Source organism: Halomarinibacterium sedimenti, assembly GCF_019312585.1.
GTDB lineage: Bacteria > Bacteroidota > Bacteroidia > Flavobacteriales > Flavobacteriaceae > Halomarinibacterium > Halomarinibacterium sedimenti.
Genome location: NZ_JAHWDP010000007.1, coordinates 53,681 through 69,330 on the forward strand (window position 1 = coordinate 53,681; position 15,650 = coordinate 69,330).

At 38.7% G+C, this 15,650-nt stretch carries 13 protein-coding genes; 5 read left to right on the top strand and 8 right to left on the bottom strand.

Annotated elements, in window-relative coordinates; all coding sequences use genetic code 11:
- Nucleotide 1: 1 nt before the first annotated feature.
- Nucleotides 2-604: an outer membrane beta-barrel protein gene (locus KXJ69_RS12850; RefSeq protein WP_219053525.1), complete on the bottom strand. Its 603-nt coding sequence runs from the start codon at nt 602-604 to the stop codon at nt 2-4.
- A 97-nt stretch (nt 605-701) separates the two neighbouring features.
- Between KXJ69_RS12850 and KXJ69_RS12855 the strand changes: the two genes are divergently transcribed.
- Nucleotides 702-1,421, top strand: a complete 720-nt coding sequence (locus KXJ69_RS12855; RefSeq protein WP_219053526.1) for an SOS response-associated peptidase — start codon at nt 702-704, stop codon at nt 1,419-1,421.
- A 563-nt stretch (nt 1,422-1,984) separates the two neighbouring features.
- Here the strand turns inward: KXJ69_RS12855 and KXJ69_RS12860 are convergent.
- A complete protein-coding gene (locus KXJ69_RS12860) occupies nt 1,985-2,890 on the bottom strand; it encodes a mechanosensitive ion channel family protein (protein WP_219053527.1) in 906 nt (301 codons plus the stop codon).
- Between the two features lie 84 nt (nt 2,891-2,974).
- On the bottom strand, nt 2,975-5,092 hold the full coding sequence (locus tag KXJ69_RS12865; RefSeq protein WP_219053528.1) for an elongation factor G: 2,118 nt from the start codon (nt 5,090-5,092) through the stop codon (nt 2,975-2,977).
- A 180-nt stretch (nt 5,093-5,272) separates the two neighbouring features.
- Between KXJ69_RS12865 and KXJ69_RS12870 the strand changes: the two genes are divergently transcribed.
- Nucleotides 5,273-6,490, top strand: coding sequence for a multidrug effflux MFS transporter (locus KXJ69_RS12870; RefSeq protein WP_219053529.1), 1,218 nt, complete (start codon nt 5,273-5,275; stop codon nt 6,488-6,490).
- 26 nt (nt 6,491-6,516) lie between these two features.
- Here KXJ69_RS12870 and KXJ69_RS12875 read toward each other — a convergent pair whose 3' ends face one another.
- Entirely contained in the window at nt 6,517-6,669 is a 153-nt protein-coding gene (locus tag KXJ69_RS12875) for a hypothetical protein (RefSeq protein WP_219053530.1), read from the bottom strand.
- 100 nt (nt 6,670-6,769) lie between these two features.
- On the opposite strand from KXJ69_RS12875, the gene KXJ69_RS12880 reads away from it, so the two are divergent.
- Genes KXJ69_RS12880 through KXJ69_RS12890 form a run of 3 tightly spaced genes read left to right on the top strand, consistent with a single transcriptional unit; the run spans nt 6,770 to nt 10,960 of the window.
- The gene (locus KXJ69_RS12880) at nt 6,770-7,756 is read left to right on the top strand and encodes an SMP-30/gluconolactonase/LRE family protein (RefSeq protein WP_219053531.1); all 987 of its coding nucleotides are present in this window, start codon (nt 6,770-6,772) and stop codon (nt 7,754-7,756) included.
- Complete coding sequence (gnd, locus tag KXJ69_RS12885) at nt 7,753-9,627, top strand: NADP-dependent phosphogluconate dehydrogenase (RefSeq protein WP_219053532.1); 1,875 nt, start codon at nt 7,753-7,755, stop codon at nt 9,625-9,627. The genes KXJ69_RS12880 and gnd overlap by 4 nt, the downstream gene beginning before the upstream one ends.
- Nucleotides 9,620-10,960 carry a GntP family permease gene (locus KXJ69_RS12890; protein WP_219053533.1) on the top strand — a complete coding sequence of 447 codons (1,341 nt, stop codon included), beginning with the start codon at nt 9,620-9,622 and terminating at the stop codon, nt 10,958-10,960. Before gnd ends, KXJ69_RS12890 begins: the two co-directional genes overlap by 8 nt.
- Here KXJ69_RS12890 and KXJ69_RS12895 read toward each other — a convergent pair.
- The 4 genes from KXJ69_RS12895 to KXJ69_RS12910 form a co-directional block, all read right to left on the bottom strand.
- On the bottom strand, nt 10,916-12,169 hold the full coding sequence (locus KXJ69_RS12895) for a class I SAM-dependent rRNA methyltransferase (protein ID WP_219053534.1): 1,254 nt from the start codon (nt 12,167-12,169) through the stop codon (nt 10,916-10,918). The two genes, KXJ69_RS12890 and KXJ69_RS12895, sit on opposite strands and share 45 nt — an antisense overlap.
- Before the next feature lie 68 nt (nt 12,170-12,237).
- Nucleotides 12,238-12,951: a YiaD family glycine zipper/OmpA-like lipoprotein gene (locus KXJ69_RS12900; RefSeq protein ID WP_373422843.1), complete on the bottom strand. Its 714-nt coding sequence runs from the start codon at nt 12,949-12,951 to the stop codon at nt 12,238-12,240.
- Nucleotides 12,952-12,969: 18 nt separating this feature from the next.
- Entirely contained in the window at nt 12,970-13,449 is a 480-nt protein-coding gene (locus KXJ69_RS12905; RefSeq protein ID WP_219053535.1) for a lipocalin family protein, read from the bottom strand.
- Nucleotides 13,450-13,626: 177 nt separating this feature from the next.
- Nucleotides 13,627-15,630 (bottom strand): alpha-ketoacid dehydrogenase subunit alpha/beta, encoded by a 2,004-nt coding sequence (locus KXJ69_RS12910; protein WP_219053536.1) that lies wholly within the window; start codon nt 15,628-15,630, stop codon nt 13,627-13,629.
- Nucleotides 15,631-15,650 lie beyond the last annotated feature (20 nt).

The window sequence follows — 15,650 nt, forward strand, 5'->3', positions numbered from 1 at the left end:
TTTAATTAAATCGTTTTCCTATAGATACTTGAAACGCAAGAATGGTAGATCCTTCGGAGTCGCCGCCTTCTTTACGTACAACATCCGATAATTTAAGGTTGGTTCTAAATTGTAAGAACCAGTCTTCAGTTATATCGTAAGTTACACCTGCGGTAAAACCTGGAGCTATCCTTTTAAACCGATTTCTATTTTCTTTATTTCCGTTTTGGAATTTTGTTTGCTCAGTCACTTTTACGCCTAGGTGGATACCACCATCTATGGATAACGCCTCCGAAACGTGATACTTACCTAGAAAAGGAATATTAAAATAGATAATTCTATCGTAACCACCGTTGAGGACTTGTCCTTCGCCAGATACATGAGGCTCAAAACTAATGAGCCACTCGTCGCTGGTCCTTTTATCTATAACCAAACCTGCGTGGGCAAAAGTGAGGAACGTATTATTTCCAACGTCGCCATACATATTCGAAAAATTGATCCCCGCTTTGGCACCAAAGTCCCACCCATCAAAAAAAGAACCATCATTTTCATTTTCTTGCGCGAGAAGGGTAGTAGTGGTCGTTAATAATATTAAAACAATGAAATTGTGTAAGATCGTTTTCATAAGTATACATTTAATGTGTTTACTATTAAAGCATCGGGTTATATTGAAAATGTCATCACAGGGGTAGCAATTCTCAAATAATTATTACTTTTAAGCTATGTGTTTCGAAACAAGCCTCCGTAAAAAAAGAGAAGAAATCGTTCATCGTTTGGAAGTTGCGAAGATGCTGGATGCCACCTATGATCCCTTTTTTCATATGTCTGGCTTTACACATAACAACCTGCAAATCATACCTATTCACGACCCAACGGTCATCATCCCTGCTATGTGGGGCTTGGTGCCAGACTGGGCGAGTGGAGACCCCTTCGCATTTTTAAAGAAATACAACACCCTTAATGCCAAAAGCGAAACGGTGTTTGAGTCTAACACCTATAAAGACAGCATCGAAGAACATCGTTGCCTTATTGTGGTAGATGGTTTTTTTGAACCCCATCACGAAAACGGGGTATCCATACCGTATTTCTGTTACCAACCTACAGATAGGTACCAAGACGGGAGCGATCTTTTTGCTTTTGCGGGTATCTATTCGCAACTAGAAGAGAACCAATACAGCTGTTCTATTTTAACGGTACCCGCGAATCCTTTCTTTGCAGAAATCCATAACCGTAAAAAAAGAATGCCCTTGGTGCTGGATGAACATTATTTTGAAGATTGGCTGGACGATCTTAACAAAAGCCAAATAAACGAACTTATTGCCACGGGATTTACCAATTCACCCTTTAAAGCACATCCCGTAAGTAGGGATTTGTATAAACGGGGCATCGATACCAACAAACCGTATATTGTGGAGCCTGTGGATATGGATACATTGTTTTAATTGGTTACGGCTCTTACAATTGTTTAAAATTTTATATTTTTTATAATTTATAAAAAATACGATTTTTAAACACAAGTTAATTTTAAAAAGGCATGGTTGTTGTACAATGAGTCTAATGGATTTACTTTTACATAATTACGATCGATATGAACCTAACGGTAGTCATATCTGTAATTATGCAAAATAGCGGAGCTACACGTAAATCCTGATGTATGGAAATGTTCTATAAGTTTATTTATCAAATTGCTTTGACATAAAACCGAACGTTATAGTGCTAAAGCCCAATAACTGGTTTTATGCTCAAATAGCGTAGCTATCTAAAATGGAGGGTTAGTTAAACCATGTCTTGTGGATTTACTTTTACATAATTACCATCGATATTAGCCTAACGGCAGTCATATCTGTAATTATGCAAAATAGCGGAGCTATACGTAAATCCTGATATGTGTGAAATGTTCTATAATGTATATTATGTAAAATAGAATATTTAGGGACTCACTCCTTCTTTTATGAAATACGAGAATCTTAGGTCGGTAATGATAGCTGTTGCACACCTCAAATACCTAGGCTTTGTTTTGTACGTTTACTTTAAAGTCGGGTGCTCCTACCAATTCAAATGTGGCAGAGGCAAATTTAATTTCTCCCTGGGTGGCATCCACCTCTGTTAGAATTTTGGTGTATAGCGCTGTTTTTGTAGCGCGTCTCTTTTTGTAGTTTACAATATAACGTAACGTATATTCTACCCAATTGTCATTCGCCACTAACGATACCATGGGTTCGGTTTGTGCTTCTTCCAATCTATATTTAGATTTTAATTCTTGCCATTGCTCTCTAGATTTGGTTGAAAGATCTCCTGCCACTTCATTTCCTACTTTTAACAGGATCTGTGTGGTTTTTTCGTAATTGCTTCCGAATTGTATGGGAATTTTAATTTCATCCCATAAAAAAGGAAAATCACCAGAATAGTTAAAAACAGGCTCTTTAAACACATAACTGTTGGCAATTAGTACAATACGTCCGTTGTACAAATCGCCATCTACCCATTGCCCGGTTTCCATTAAGGTGGTTCGTAACACGCCAATATCCATCACATCTCCTTTAATTCCACCTAACTGCACACGATCCCCCGATTTATAAAAGCCTCCTAGTATAATAGCCAACCAGCCGGCAAAGGATGTAATGACCTCCTGTAATGAAAAAGCAATCCCCGCACCCGCAACTCCCAAGGCAACTGTAAGTCCGCCTAATTTATTGCTATACACTACCGTAATTAGGACGATGGTTAAAAAGAATCCTATAAAACTCCCGAGCTTCTTTGCGCGATACCTGTTATTGTCTTCCTTTATTTTTGTGATTAGGTTTTTTTGAATCATCTTAATGACGAGCCAAATAATAACCACCCCTATTACTACTGTTGCTATCTTCCCAACGGTAGGGTTAAATAATAGCTCTTTAAGCTGTTCTTCCATAGTTTTGTTTCTTTCTATTTAGAATGATGGACTAAAAATACTACTAAAACCCCTATCTCACTGAAGGCATCATAAGATTATTCTCTATTCTTGCGACTCATTTAACGCCACCAATTCCTTTTGTACGTGTGTGGGTACTGCATCGTACTTTGAAAATGTAGATGTGAAATTCGCACGTCCTTGTGTGACAGACCTCAATTTGGTTGAAAAATCACTCATTTCCGCTTTGGGTATCATCGCTTTCAGGATTTGATATTGGTCCTCACTATTAATTCCTTGAATCATGGCACGGCGGGTTTGTAATTCGGTCATCACATTACCAACCATCGATTCTGGAACTTTAATACTCACATCCAAAATGGGTTCTAATAATTTAGGATTTGCTTGTTTAAAGGCATCCTTAAAGGCGGTTGCTCCCGCAATTTTAAACGAAATGTCGTTAGAGTCTACCGAGTGCATTTTTCCGTCGTATACCATCACGCGTATATCGCGTGCATAGGATTTGGTTAATGGACCTTGTTCCATGACTTCCAAAATGCCTTTCATAATGGAAGGTAAAAAGCGGGTGTCAATCACACCGCCTACAATACAATTATAGAATACCAGTTTCCCGCCCCAGTCTAAGTCAATTTCATTTTTACCACGAATGTTAAACCCTTCTGGTTCTTGCATTCCTTCATAATACGGTTCTATTTTTAAATGCACTTGAGCAAACTGGCCAGACCCTCCCGATTGTTTTTTATGGCGGTAATTGGCGTTGGCAGACCGCTGTATGGTTTCCCGATACGATATGCGAGGCGCTTGGAAATTGCATTTAAGTCCGTAGCTGTTTTCTAATTGCCATTCCAAAACCGCTAAATGCAATTCTCCTTGACAGCCCACGATGGTTTGATGTGTTTCTTGATTGTACTGCATGGTAATGGTAGGATCTTGACTGTTAATGCGTCGCAATGCTTCGTTGAGTTTCTCCTCTTCGCTACTACTGTTTGCAGAAACCGATTTTTCTAACCGCGATTGAGGAAATTGAATGGGTTTAATGGTAGGCCCATTTTCATTTTGCGATAAGGTATCGTTTGTTTCGGTGCCTTTTAGTTTGGTGGTAGCGCCAATATCCCCCACCGTTAGTCTGTTAACTGGATGCTTGGTTTTACCATCCATAATATATAGGTTATTCACCACTTCAATTTCATTGGTACTCTGGTTATAGAATTTATCATTCACCTTCACTTCACCGGCCTTTACTTTGAAGAAAGAAACCTGCCCAAGATTGGGTTCGAACAGGGTCTTAAAGATGAACAAGGTTGTAGGCGCGTCTACTTTAGGAGCCACCAACTCCCCTTCTTCGCTTTGTTCGGGTTTTAAATCGGAAGCACTAGGCGCCACATTGTCTATAAAGCCCATTAAGCGGCCACTTCCCATATCTAATAGTGCAGATGTCGTGAATATTGGGAACAAATCGTGATTAAGCATCCCTAACTTAATCCCTTGGCGCATTTCATCTTCGTTGAGGGTGCCTTTGTCAAAATACAATTCCATTAAATCCTCATCATTTTCGGCTGCCTTTTCTACCAAATCGTTGTGCAATTGGTTGGCGCGGTCTAATTCAGCCTCTGGAATAGGCACTTTTTCTGGTTTTCCCCCATCGGGACCAAATTTGTAGCACTTCATTTTCATAACATCTACAATGGCATTGGCACCATCCAGTTTTATAGGGTATTGAATTAAGACTGTATTTTTTCCTACTAAGCGTTGCAAACTGTTTACGCTTTGATCGAAATTGGCCTTTTCGTGGTCAAACTTATTAATGACAAAGACAGTAGGTTTACGGTATTTATCCACATAATCCCAAATGATTTCTGTACCAATATCGGCGCCGTGTTCGGCGTTAATGACGTGTACAATAGTATCTGCCACGCGAATGGAAGAAATAATTTCTCCAATAAAATCGTCCAATCCAGGGGTATCGATAATATTAATTTTGTAATTCCTCCATTCGGTATGCAATGGTGTCGCAAAAATAGAAGTACCTCGTTCTTGTTCGATTTCGTGATAATCGGACACCGTATTTTTTTGTTCGACGGTTCCTCTTCTATTGATGAGCCCAGCTTCAAAGAGCATCGTTTCGGCTAGCGTCGTTTTTCCGGCACCGTGCGCGCCTACAAGAACGACATTTTTGATGTGTTTGTTGTCAAAAATTTTCATAGAATATGAATGTTATGAAAGACGTTAGTTAGAACAATTAAGATACTAAAAATAATCTACTTTTGGGCTTCCTACTATGACCAATGTTAGGTTGTTAGATTTTCTGAAAGATGTTTTTTTAATTAAATCTTAACATCGATAAGCCATCTTGCTTCTAAGAATTAGCTCTACTTTTGCAGTATGTTTAAAAGACAATCTGCCTCCCAAATCGAGTTTATTGCCATGATGGCCTCTCTTATGGCGGTGGTTGCACTTGCTATTGACGCGTTACTTCCAGCGTTAGACGTTATTGGGATTACTATTGGGACACAGCGTCCCGCAGATAACCAACTCATAATTACCATGATCTTTTTGGGTTTGGGGGTAGGTCCTCTGGTTTTTGGACCTATATCTGATGCCAAAGGTCGTAAACCCATTGTTTATATGGGTTTCGGAATATTTTTAATTGGAAGTATTATTTGTGTCTATGCTGAAAGTTTACCCGTTATGATTGCGGGCCGGATTCTTCAAGGGATTGGATTGTCGGCACCACGAACGATAAGTATTGCTATTATTCGTGACTTATATAGCGGCGATTATATGGCTCGTATCATGTCGTTTGTTACTGTGGTTTTTCTCTTGGTGCCTATCGTTGCCCCTGCAGCTGGTAAATTGGTGTTGGATTACTATAATTGGAAGGGAATTTTCTATATACAGCTATTCTTTAGTGCTTTGGTTTGCTTTTGGTTTTGGAAGCGACAACCCGAAACCCTTACCCTTGACAAGCGAATCCCTTTTACCCGTGAACGTTTTAATAAAGGATTTAAAGAAGTCTTAACCGAAAAATCTACTATGGGTTTCACCTTTATTTCGGGATTAATTTTGGGCGCCTTTTTAGTGTATTTAAGTGGTTCTCAGCAAATCTTTGAAGTTCAATACGGACTTAAAGAAGAGTTCCCCTACCTCTTTGCAGGTCTAGCGATTGCTATTAGTTTGGCAATATTCACCAATGGAAATCTAGTAGTTCGTTTCGGAATGTTAAAATTGGTCACCCTATCCATCTATGCATTTCTAATTGTTTCAACCCTATTTGTGGTACTGTTTTATGGGCAACCCAACCCAAGTATTGAAGTATTAATGGCATTTTTTTCGGTGCAGTTTTTTGCTATTGGATTTTTATTCGGAAACCTGCGTGCCTTAGCAATGGAACCCATGGGGCATATAGCGGGAATGGCAGCTGCCATTACAGGTCTCATTTCAACCTTAATGGGAATTCCTATTAGTACGTTTATAGGTCGCTACATTGAAAATAGTGTACTCCCAGTGTTTATTGGGTTTATGATCTGTGGGGTGGTTTCGGTGGTGATATTGCACTTTAGCAGGAGTGCATTGAAGAAAAAAAGAGCCGCATTGGAGTAATGCAGCCTTACATAAAAAAGAGTTTACTATTCATCCTCTGAAGCATCATTCCTCAACACCAACTCCCCTTTCTCGTTTAATACAAAGGTTTCCTTTTTAGCCGAATGACGAAAATTAAGGGATCTGCGGTAATTACTCTGGAAGCTTGCATGCTTTTTTTTGGAGGAAGATTGTGTCATAATAATAGTTTTAATAGTTGCAGAATACCGCTCTAATAGTTTAAATTTAAAATCTTTTTTTAAATCAACATACTATAAATCAAAATTTTAACAATCTTCTATGTTCGCTACCCGTTTAATTTTTACCCTTTTAGCCATCTTTTTTATTAGCAGTTGTAAAGAAAACTCCAAAGAGCAAGTCCTTGAAAATGAATCTTCTACTACGGCAGAAGTTACTCTAGAATTACAAATTCCAGCCGAGTTAGGTGAAGGTGCTTTTTGGAATCATAAAACTCAAGAATTATATTGGGTGGATATTTTGGGTAAGAAATTATATATCTATAATCCTAGTACCAAACTAAACACCTCGTTCGAGATGCCTTCCCGTATAGGAACGGTGGTCCCCCAATCAGACAGTACGGCCGTGGTGGCTTTGGAAGATGGGATTTATATTCAAAATACTAAGAATGGAAGTTTAACAAGACTTTCTAACGTTGAAGCCGATACAACTGAAAATCGGTTTAACGATGGGAAATGTGACCCTAACGGAAACTTATGGGTGGGATCTATGCATTTAGCCGAAAAAGAACCTAATGCGAAGTTGTATAAAGTAACTCCCAATGGAACCGCTACAGCCATGCTCGATAGCATTACTATTTCTAACGGAATCGTTTGGACCAAAGATGCCAAAACCATGTATTATATAGACACCCCCACGGCAAAGATTCGCGCATTTGATTATGATGCTGAAACTTCAACCATTTCAAACGAACGCGTGGCGGTAGAAGTTCCAGCCTCTTTAGGCTTTCCCGACGGAATGGCTATAGACGAACATGACAACCTTTGGGTGGGTATGTGGAACGGCAATGCTGTAGTTTGCTTTGACCCTAAAACGGGTAGCGTGATTACAAGGATTGAAGTTCCCGCGCATAACGTCACTAGTTGCGCTTTTGGAGGGCCTAATCTGGATATCCTCTATATTACAACGGCAACGGTAGATATGACCGAGGACGAAAAAATTCAATTTCCTTTGGCAGGTTCTGTATTTAGGGTAGTTCCTGGGGTTAAAGGAGTGCCTTCATCATTTTTTGGAACCGTTAACGAATGAGAAAAGCATATATTATTATGGGGGTGAGTGGTTCGGGAAAAACCACTGTAGGGCAATTACTAGCCAAGCAATTGGCTATTCCGTTTTATGATGCAGACGACTTTCATCCCAAATCCAATATTGAAAAAATGGAATCGGGAATTCCGTTGGATGACGAAGACCGTAAACCGTGGCTCCTAAAACTTAAAGAAGAGATACGTTCATGGGAACAAGGCGGTGTATTAGCGTGTTCCGCGTTAAAGGAATCCTATCGAGAAATTCTTTCGGAAGGGAATAGTATCCAATGGATCTACTTGGATGGCGATTATAAAACCATTTTTAAAAGAATGGAAGCTCGCAATCATTATATGAAACCTGAATTGCTTCAGTCGCAGTTTGAAACACTAGAGCCTCCCTCCTACGGTATTCTGGTTTCGGTAGATCAAACCCCTGAAGCGATAGTATCTAAAATTATTTCTAATATACAACCAATGAAACGTTCAGAATTTGGCATCATAGGAATGGGTGTGATGGGGCGAAGCTTAGCAAAAAACATCCTACGCCATGGTTTTTCACTTTCGGCATATAATAGATACACCGAGGCGGAAAAAGAGGTGATCCCTTCCCTCCTTTCCGAATTACAAAATGAAGACATCCAAGGATTTACAAACCTTGAAGCATTTGTAGAATCGCTAGTAACACCTAGAAAGATACTGCTCATGATTCCTGCTGGTAGTCCCGTGGATGCCGTCTTGGAAGAACTAACTCCCCTGCTATCTCAAGGCGATATTATTATGGATGGGGGTAATTCACATTACAAAGACACCCAACGAAGGGAAAAACTGGCAAAGGATCAAAAGTTTCATTACTTAGGGATAGGAATTTCAGGGGGCGAAGAAGGAGCGTTATTAGGGCCATCCATGATGGTGGGCGGTGATAGTTTAGCTTATAATATAGTTAAAGTATTACTTGAAACTATTTCCGCTAAAGACTTTAATAACAAGCCTTGTATTTCTTTATTGGGAGCTAATGGTGGAGGGCATTTTATTAAAACTATTCACAACGGAATAGAATATGGAGAAATGCAATTACTCGCCGAAGTTTATGCACTTTTAAAGCCTAGTTTAAGTAACGATGAAATAGCAGAACTATTTATAGATTGGAACACTGGTGAAACTGGAAGTTTTCTTTTGGAAACAACTATTGCCATACTTCAGAAAAAAGAAAACAAGGAATCCCTTTTAGACAAAATTTGGGATGTTGCTTCCAGCAAAGGTACGGGTACTTGGTCAAGCATAGCGGCATTAGAGCAAGGGTTTCCGGCCACCATACTTACTGCAGCAGTCATGGAGCGTGCTGTGTCTAACACCAAAGAATTGCGGACAACACTTTCTGAAAGATTAGACTATGAATCATTTTTAGCTACGATAGATACCGAAAAACTTAAAGAGGCTTATCAGTTTGCACGTTTATTGAATCATCAACAAGGATTGCAGTTAATTGAAACTACTTCAAATTCTGAAGGTTGGGATGTCGATTTAAGTGAAGTCGTACGTGTTTGGACCAACGGGTGTATTTTAAAATCGGAGTTGCTCAAGACAATACATCCAATAATGGGCAATCATTCTATTCTTTTAGAGGATACTGCTATTCTGAAAAAGTTAAAACACAGCGAAAGTGCCGTTGTCGATATATTGGTTTGGGGAATGCAACAGCGCAATGCCCTCCCCTGTTTATCGGCTTCACTCCAATATTGGTATGGAATCATAACAGCCTTTTCCTCTGCAAATCTTATTCAAGCACAGCGGGATGCTTTTGGTGCGCACACCTATAAGCGAATCGACGCTCCTAAGGATCAATCATTTACAACCAACTGGAAAACAAATGGATAGCACATTAATTTTAGCCATATTTGCTGGGATTGTAGTTTTACTATTTTTCATTTTAAAACTTCGCATTCAAGCCTTTATCTCGTTACTCATTGCGAGTATAACCGTAGGAATTATTGCGGGTATGGAGCCACAATATATTATTGAAACCATACAAACAGGTATGGGAAACACCCTTGGGTTTGTTGCAGTAGTAGTAGGATTGGGTGCTATGTTTGGTGCGATTTTGGAACATTCTGGTGGAGCCGAAGCGGTAGCCTCTTTTCTATTAAGCAAGACGAAGAGCAAAGGCGCCACTTGGGCATTGATGCTCACCGGTTTCTTTATTGCCATTCCCGTCTTTTTTGACGTGGCTTTTATCATTTTGGTACCGCTTATTTATTCCCTACAACGGAAATCTAAAAAGTCGTTATTATTATACGGAATCCCCTTATTGGCAGGGTTAGCCATTACCCACGCGTTTATTCCGCCAACGCCAGGTCCTGTGGCTGTAGCCGATATTTTAAAAGCCGATTTAGGATGGGTCATTTTATTCGGATTTATTGTGGGTATTCCCTCCGCAATTTTGAGTGGCCCTATCTTCGGGAAGTATATTGCCAAACGGATTTTTGTAGAAGCTCCTGAAGAGATTTCAGACGGAATTGAAACTAAGAATTCACTACCCTCCGTATGGGTAATTTTAGCTATCATAGGGTTGCCCATTGTTCTAATCGTGTTTAACACTTTATTGAGTAGTCCTATTGCCAATGGTTGGGCATCGGAAGGATTTACCCATTGGATGAAAATGATTGGGCATCCATTTTCTGCATTGATACTTGCCAATTTATTGGCTTGGTATATTTTGGGGATTCGGAAAAAAGTTTCCAAGGAGACACTTTTAAAAATCACCACAAAATCCATGGCGCCTGCTGGAATTATTATTTTATTGACAGGTGCGGGAGGGGTATTTAAGCAAATGCTTATTAATACAGGAAGTGGGGATATGCTCGCCAATTATTTTGCAGAAATGGGTTTAAGCACCTTGTTCTTTGCTTTTATAGTGGCTGCTTTGGTTAGAATCTTACAAGGGTCTGCCACCGTTGCTATGATTACGGCTGCGGGAGTAACAGCCCCGCTACTTCTTTCGACCACAGGAGAAATGGATAAAGCACTGCTAGTGATTGCCATTGCAGCAGGAGCATCTATTATGTCTCATGTAAACGATAGCGGATTTTGGTTAGTAAGTAAGTATTTGGGGCTTTCTGAAAAACAAACTTTCAGAAGTTGGACTATGATGACCACCATTTTGGCATTAACAGGATTTACAACAGTTTGGATTTTGAGTATATTTATCTAATTGATAGTATCCGCACTTTAAATAAGCCCCTTCTGGGAACGAGATGGGATGATCAATATCATGAAAGGTTTTATCCATTATTTTGAATTTTCTGCCGGAATCACGTAACACCCTTTCATTGATGCTAAAGAACTCTTCCGAAGTTACTCTCGAGGAACAGGAAGCAAGTACAAGTAGTCCTTTTGAAGCGACTAGCTGCTCCCCTAATGATGCTAGCTGTGAATATTTTTTTAATGCCATTGGGACTTCTTTAGCGCTTTTCGCAAAACTAGGAGGATCTATGACCACTACATCGAATGTTTTGTTTTCAGCGATAAGGTTCTGTAGTATTTGAAAGGCATCACCTGCAAGTGTTTTGTGTTTTCCGGAAAATGTATTCAATTTTCCGTTGGCTATTGCCAATTGTAAAGCTTGTTCACTTATATCTAAGCTAGTTACTTCTTTAGCCCCATTGGTTAGGGAATGTACTGAAAATCCGCCTGCATACGCAAATACATCAAGTACGGTCTTTCCTCTGGAGAGTTCCCCTACTCTTTTTCGGTTATGGCGATGATCTAAAAAATAACCTGTTTTATGACCTTTAATCACATTTGCAGAAAATTGCACTCCATGTTCCATAAAATGTACATCCTCATCTTTAAGCTCACCATACAAAATGGTGCCATCTGTAAGCTGGTGGACATCGGTTTGTTTTTGAATGTTCCTACTTAGCCGCAAGACAGCACTCTTGCATTTTGAAACATTCAATAATTCAGTCACAATAGTTTCAAAAAAGGGAAGCCAAATTGCTGAATATAATTTTATTACTAAAACGTGTGCATATACATCTGCTATCAAACTTGGGAAGCCGTCATTTTCTCCAAAGATAAGCCTGTAGCTATTGGTGTTAGTTTTTAATAAATCTTCGCGAAGTGAATGAGCTAACTGAATCTTTTCGGAAAAGAATTCATTATCAATTTTTGCACCACTACCAAAATGAAGCATTTTAATTCTTATGGGGGAATGAGGGTCAAACAAGCCAATACCCATGGGTTTATTACCATTTTGACTAAATATCACAGCAATATCACCAGCATTTCCTTCTTTATTTATTTTCTGAATACTTTCTGAAAAAATCCAAGGATGTTGTTTTCTTAAGCTACGTTCACCCGCTGCATTCAATTTAACTGCGAGGATTTGAGGGGACGTGTGTAGTATTTTTAAATTCACACGGCAAAGATAGCGTAAAAAAAAGCCGAAACAATTGTTACGGCTTTATCAAAATGGGATATCAAAGTTTAATTACCATCTGCTTCTTTTTGAGCATCTTCTTTCATTTTTTCATTAGGGACAATGACAATATTTACCCTACGGTTTTGTGCACGACCCTCAGCGGTATCATTTGTTGCAATAGGAGTCGTTTCTCCAAACCAATTGGTTGTAAAACGTCCAGCACTCAGTCCTTTAACTCCTGTAAAATAATTTGTTACAGACTGGGCTCTATTTTTCGAAAGTGTCATATTGTATTCTTCAGCACCAACGCTGTCGGTATGGCCTACCACTAATACATTAGTATCTGGATACTCCATTAAAATAGATGCTAGTTTATCTAAATTGACTTTCGATGCAGCGTTAATTTCGTATTTATTTGTATCGAAATACACTCCGTTATTTTCACCATCAAAAGTGATTACAATTCCGTCGTCAACACGTTCTACTTCGGCACCAGGAATTTCTGTTTCAATCTTTTTGGCTTGATTATCCATTTTCTTTCCAATAATTGCACCTGCAGCACCACCCACTACGCCACCAATTACGGCACCCATGGCTCCATTACCTCCTTTACCAGCATTGTTTCCAATTACAGCACCTAAAATGGCACCACCAGCAGCACCAATTACAGCACCTTTTTGAGTATTATTAGCATTTTTGGTGGCTTCACAATTGGTAAAGGCAATAGAAATGGTCATTGCCAAAACTATAATTCCTATTTGTTTCATTATTGCTTTCATAGTATATTTTGGTTTTTATTAATCACTTATTTTTGAAAATCTCATAGTAATGGTAAAGGGTTTACCGTCTAAGGAAACCGTTTGTTCCCATTTCATACTAGTGTCATTTAATTGTGCTAGACGTAGTCTAAAACCAACATTATTCTCAGATTTATTTTTTTCGCTGGTGGGTTTTAAAAGAAAATCATAAAGCCCTGTTTCTGGATTCATTTCTTGAATATCGAATATGAAATTTCTGTCACCACTTGGGCAGTTTGAATTGTCAATGTTATACACTCCTGTATTGTTATTAGGGATAAAGCGCCAAGAACTTCCTGTAAAGCACTCTCGTGAAGTATCGTTTAATAATTTTACGGTAAAAGTTCCTTTTTCGCTGTAGGCAATATCGTCAAGAGACCAATATCCCTTTATTACTTTTCTTGATTCTTTTACTGTTTTTGGTGTGCCACAGGCAAAAACCAAAACAACTAATAGTACTAAAAATGGTAATTTTTTCATAATTGATTATAGTTGAGGTTAAACGTAAATTAGTTATTAACTAAAGATACAAAAAATAGCACCTATTGTATTGATAATCGGTATTATTAATATCTTTAATTTTCTATGTAAAGATTACTATTAAAAAACAACAAACAAAAATATTTAGAAGAAGATTAACGATAAATGTTAAAGAATTCAATAATCAAGTAACTCTTGTAGAATCCCTTTAAATCGCTCTTTGGGTAAATATTGATTTTCTAGATTGGAAGCGAAAGGAATAGGTGTTTCAAGACTAGCTACCCGCCTCACGGGCGCATCTAAATGCTCAAAACAGTTTTCAGTAATTAACGCAGAAATATCGGAAGCAATCCCTCCAAACATAGAATCTTCTTGGAGAATTATAGCTTTCCCCGTCTTTTTTACCGAAGAAAGGATAGTTTCAACATCTAACGGAATGAGGGTGCGTAGATCAATTAAATCTGCCGATATATTTAGTTTTGAAAGAGTTTCTAATGCCCAATGCACTCCAGCACCGTATGTTATGATGGAAACATCGATTCCTTCCCTAAGTATAGAAGCTTTCCCCAACGGAATGGTAAAGTAATTTGTAGGAACTTCCTGTCGTATACTTCGGTATAATGCCTTATGTTCAAAGAACATTACTGGGTTTGGATCCTCTATCGAAGTGGCTAACAGCCCCTTTGCGTCTGCAGGAAAAGCTGGGTAAACCACCTTTAATCCTGGGGTATGTGTAAACCAAGCTTCATTTGTCTGACTGTGAAAAGGTCCAGCTCCTACACCCGCGCCACAAGGCATCCGAATAACGACATCGGAATTTTGTGCCCATCGATAATGGGATTTCGCTAAATAATTAATAATAGGATTAAAGCCAGAGGTCACAAAATCTGCAAATTGCATTTCTACCACACTTTTAAATCCATTGATGGATAATCCCATCGCTGCAGAAACGATTGCCGATTCACAAATCGGAGTGTTTCGCACTCTTTCTTTTCCAAAAGCATCTACAAATCCATCTGTTATTTTAAATACACCCCCATATTCGGCAATATCCTGTCCCATTAAAACAAGGTTTTCATGCTGTTCCATGGATTGCTTTAAGCCTTCTGAAACAGCATCAACAAATCGTAGTTCTTTTGTTTCTGAATTTTCATTAACCTTCTGATATACAAATTCTTGATATATATCTTTTAATTCTTCACTTTCAGAAGATTTTATTTTTTCTTCGGCAAAAGCGATGTCTAAATTTTCATTTATTTCATGAAGAATTTCTTCTTTCATTTTCACTTCATCTTTTTCTGAAAGAATGCCTTCATTTCTTAAAAATTCAGTGAAGTTTTCTAAGGGATCTTTAGCTGCCCAGGCATCCATAAGCTCTTGAGGGACATATTTAGTACCACTCGCCTCTTCGTGACCTCTCATCCTAAAGGTTTTAAACTCCACAAAAACGGGACGAGGATTTTCACGCATACTTTCAGTGATACGCTTTAAATTGCTATATACTTCAAGGATGTTATTTCCGTCGAGGATATGAGATTCCATTCCATAGCCCTTTGCGCGATCGGCAAGATGTTCACATTTATACTGCTCGCTCGTAGGGGTAGACAAGCCATAACCATTATTTTCAACACAAAATAAAACGGGTAAACTCCAAACCGAAGCTACGTTTAGCGCTTCGTGTATATCTCCTTCACTGGTACCACCTTCACCTGTAAAAACGGCACAAACTTGATTGTTCTTTTTTAATAGATTTCCAAGCGCAATTCCATCGGCCACCCCAAATTGAGGCCCTAAATGGGATATCATTCCTACAATTTTATATTCTTGTGTGCCAAAATGAAAGCTTCGGTCTCGTCCTTTTGTAAAACCATTGGCTTTTCCCTGCCATTGTGAAAACAAGCGATGTAGAGGTATGTCACGTCCTGTAAAAACAGCAAGATTCCGATGCATGGGAAGAATGTATTCTTCCTTATCCAAAACGGCAGTAACACCCACCGAAATGGCTTCCTGTCCTATACCACTAAACCATTTGGAAACTTTTCCTTGTCTTAAAAGAATGAGCATTTTTTCTTCAATCATTCGAGGTTTTAGCATTAATCTGTAAAGGGTTAAGAGGGTTGAGTCCTCTATTCCGTCTCTATTATATTTAAAATGATGACTCGAAATTGTATCGGGATTCATATAGGCGATTTGATAATTCA

Bases quoted from the DNA above. Each gene is read 5' to 3' on its own strand.
- KXJ69_RS12850 (WP_219053525.1), bottom strand. From the start codon at position 604: ATGAAAACGATCTTACACAATTTCATTGTTTTAATATTATTAACGACC.
- KXJ69_RS12855 (WP_219053526.1), top strand. From the start codon at position 702: ATGTGTTTCGAAACAAGCCTCCGTAAAAAAAGAGAAGAAATCGTTCAT.
- KXJ69_RS12860 (WP_219053527.1), bottom strand. From the start codon at position 2,890: ATGGAAGAACAGCTTAAAGAGCTATTATTTAACCCTACCGTTGGGAAG.
- KXJ69_RS12865 (WP_219053528.1), bottom strand. From the start codon at position 5,092: ATGAAAATTTTTGACAACAAACACATCAAAAATGTCGTTCTTGTAGGC.
- KXJ69_RS12870 (WP_219053529.1), top strand. From the start codon at position 5,273: ATGTTTAAAAGACAATCTGCCTCCCAAATCGAGTTTATTGCCATGATG.
- KXJ69_RS12875 (WP_219053530.1), bottom strand. From the start codon at position 6,669: ATGACACAATCTTCCTCCAAAAAAAAGCATGCAAGCTTCCAGAGTAAT.
- KXJ69_RS12880 (WP_219053531.1), top strand. From the start codon at position 6,770: ATGTTCGCTACCCGTTTAATTTTTACCCTTTTAGCCATCTTTTTTATT.
- gnd (WP_219053532.1), top strand. From the start codon at position 7,753: ATGAGAAAAGCATATATTATTATGGGGGTGAGTGGTTCGGGAAAAACC.
- KXJ69_RS12890 (WP_219053533.1), top strand. From the start codon at position 9,620: ATGGATAGCACATTAATTTTAGCCATATTTGCTGGGATTGTAGTTTTA.
- KXJ69_RS12900 (WP_373422843.1), bottom strand. From the start codon at position 12,951: ATGAAAGCAATAATGAAACAAATAGGAATTATAGTTTTGGCAATGACC.
- KXJ69_RS12905 (WP_219053535.1), bottom strand. From the start codon at position 13,449: ATGAAAAAATTACCATTTTTAGTACTATTAGTTGTTTTGGTTTTTGCC.
- KXJ69_RS12910 (WP_219053536.1), bottom strand. From the start codon at position 15,630: ATGAATCCCGATACAATTTCGAGTCATCATTTTAAATATAATAGAGAC.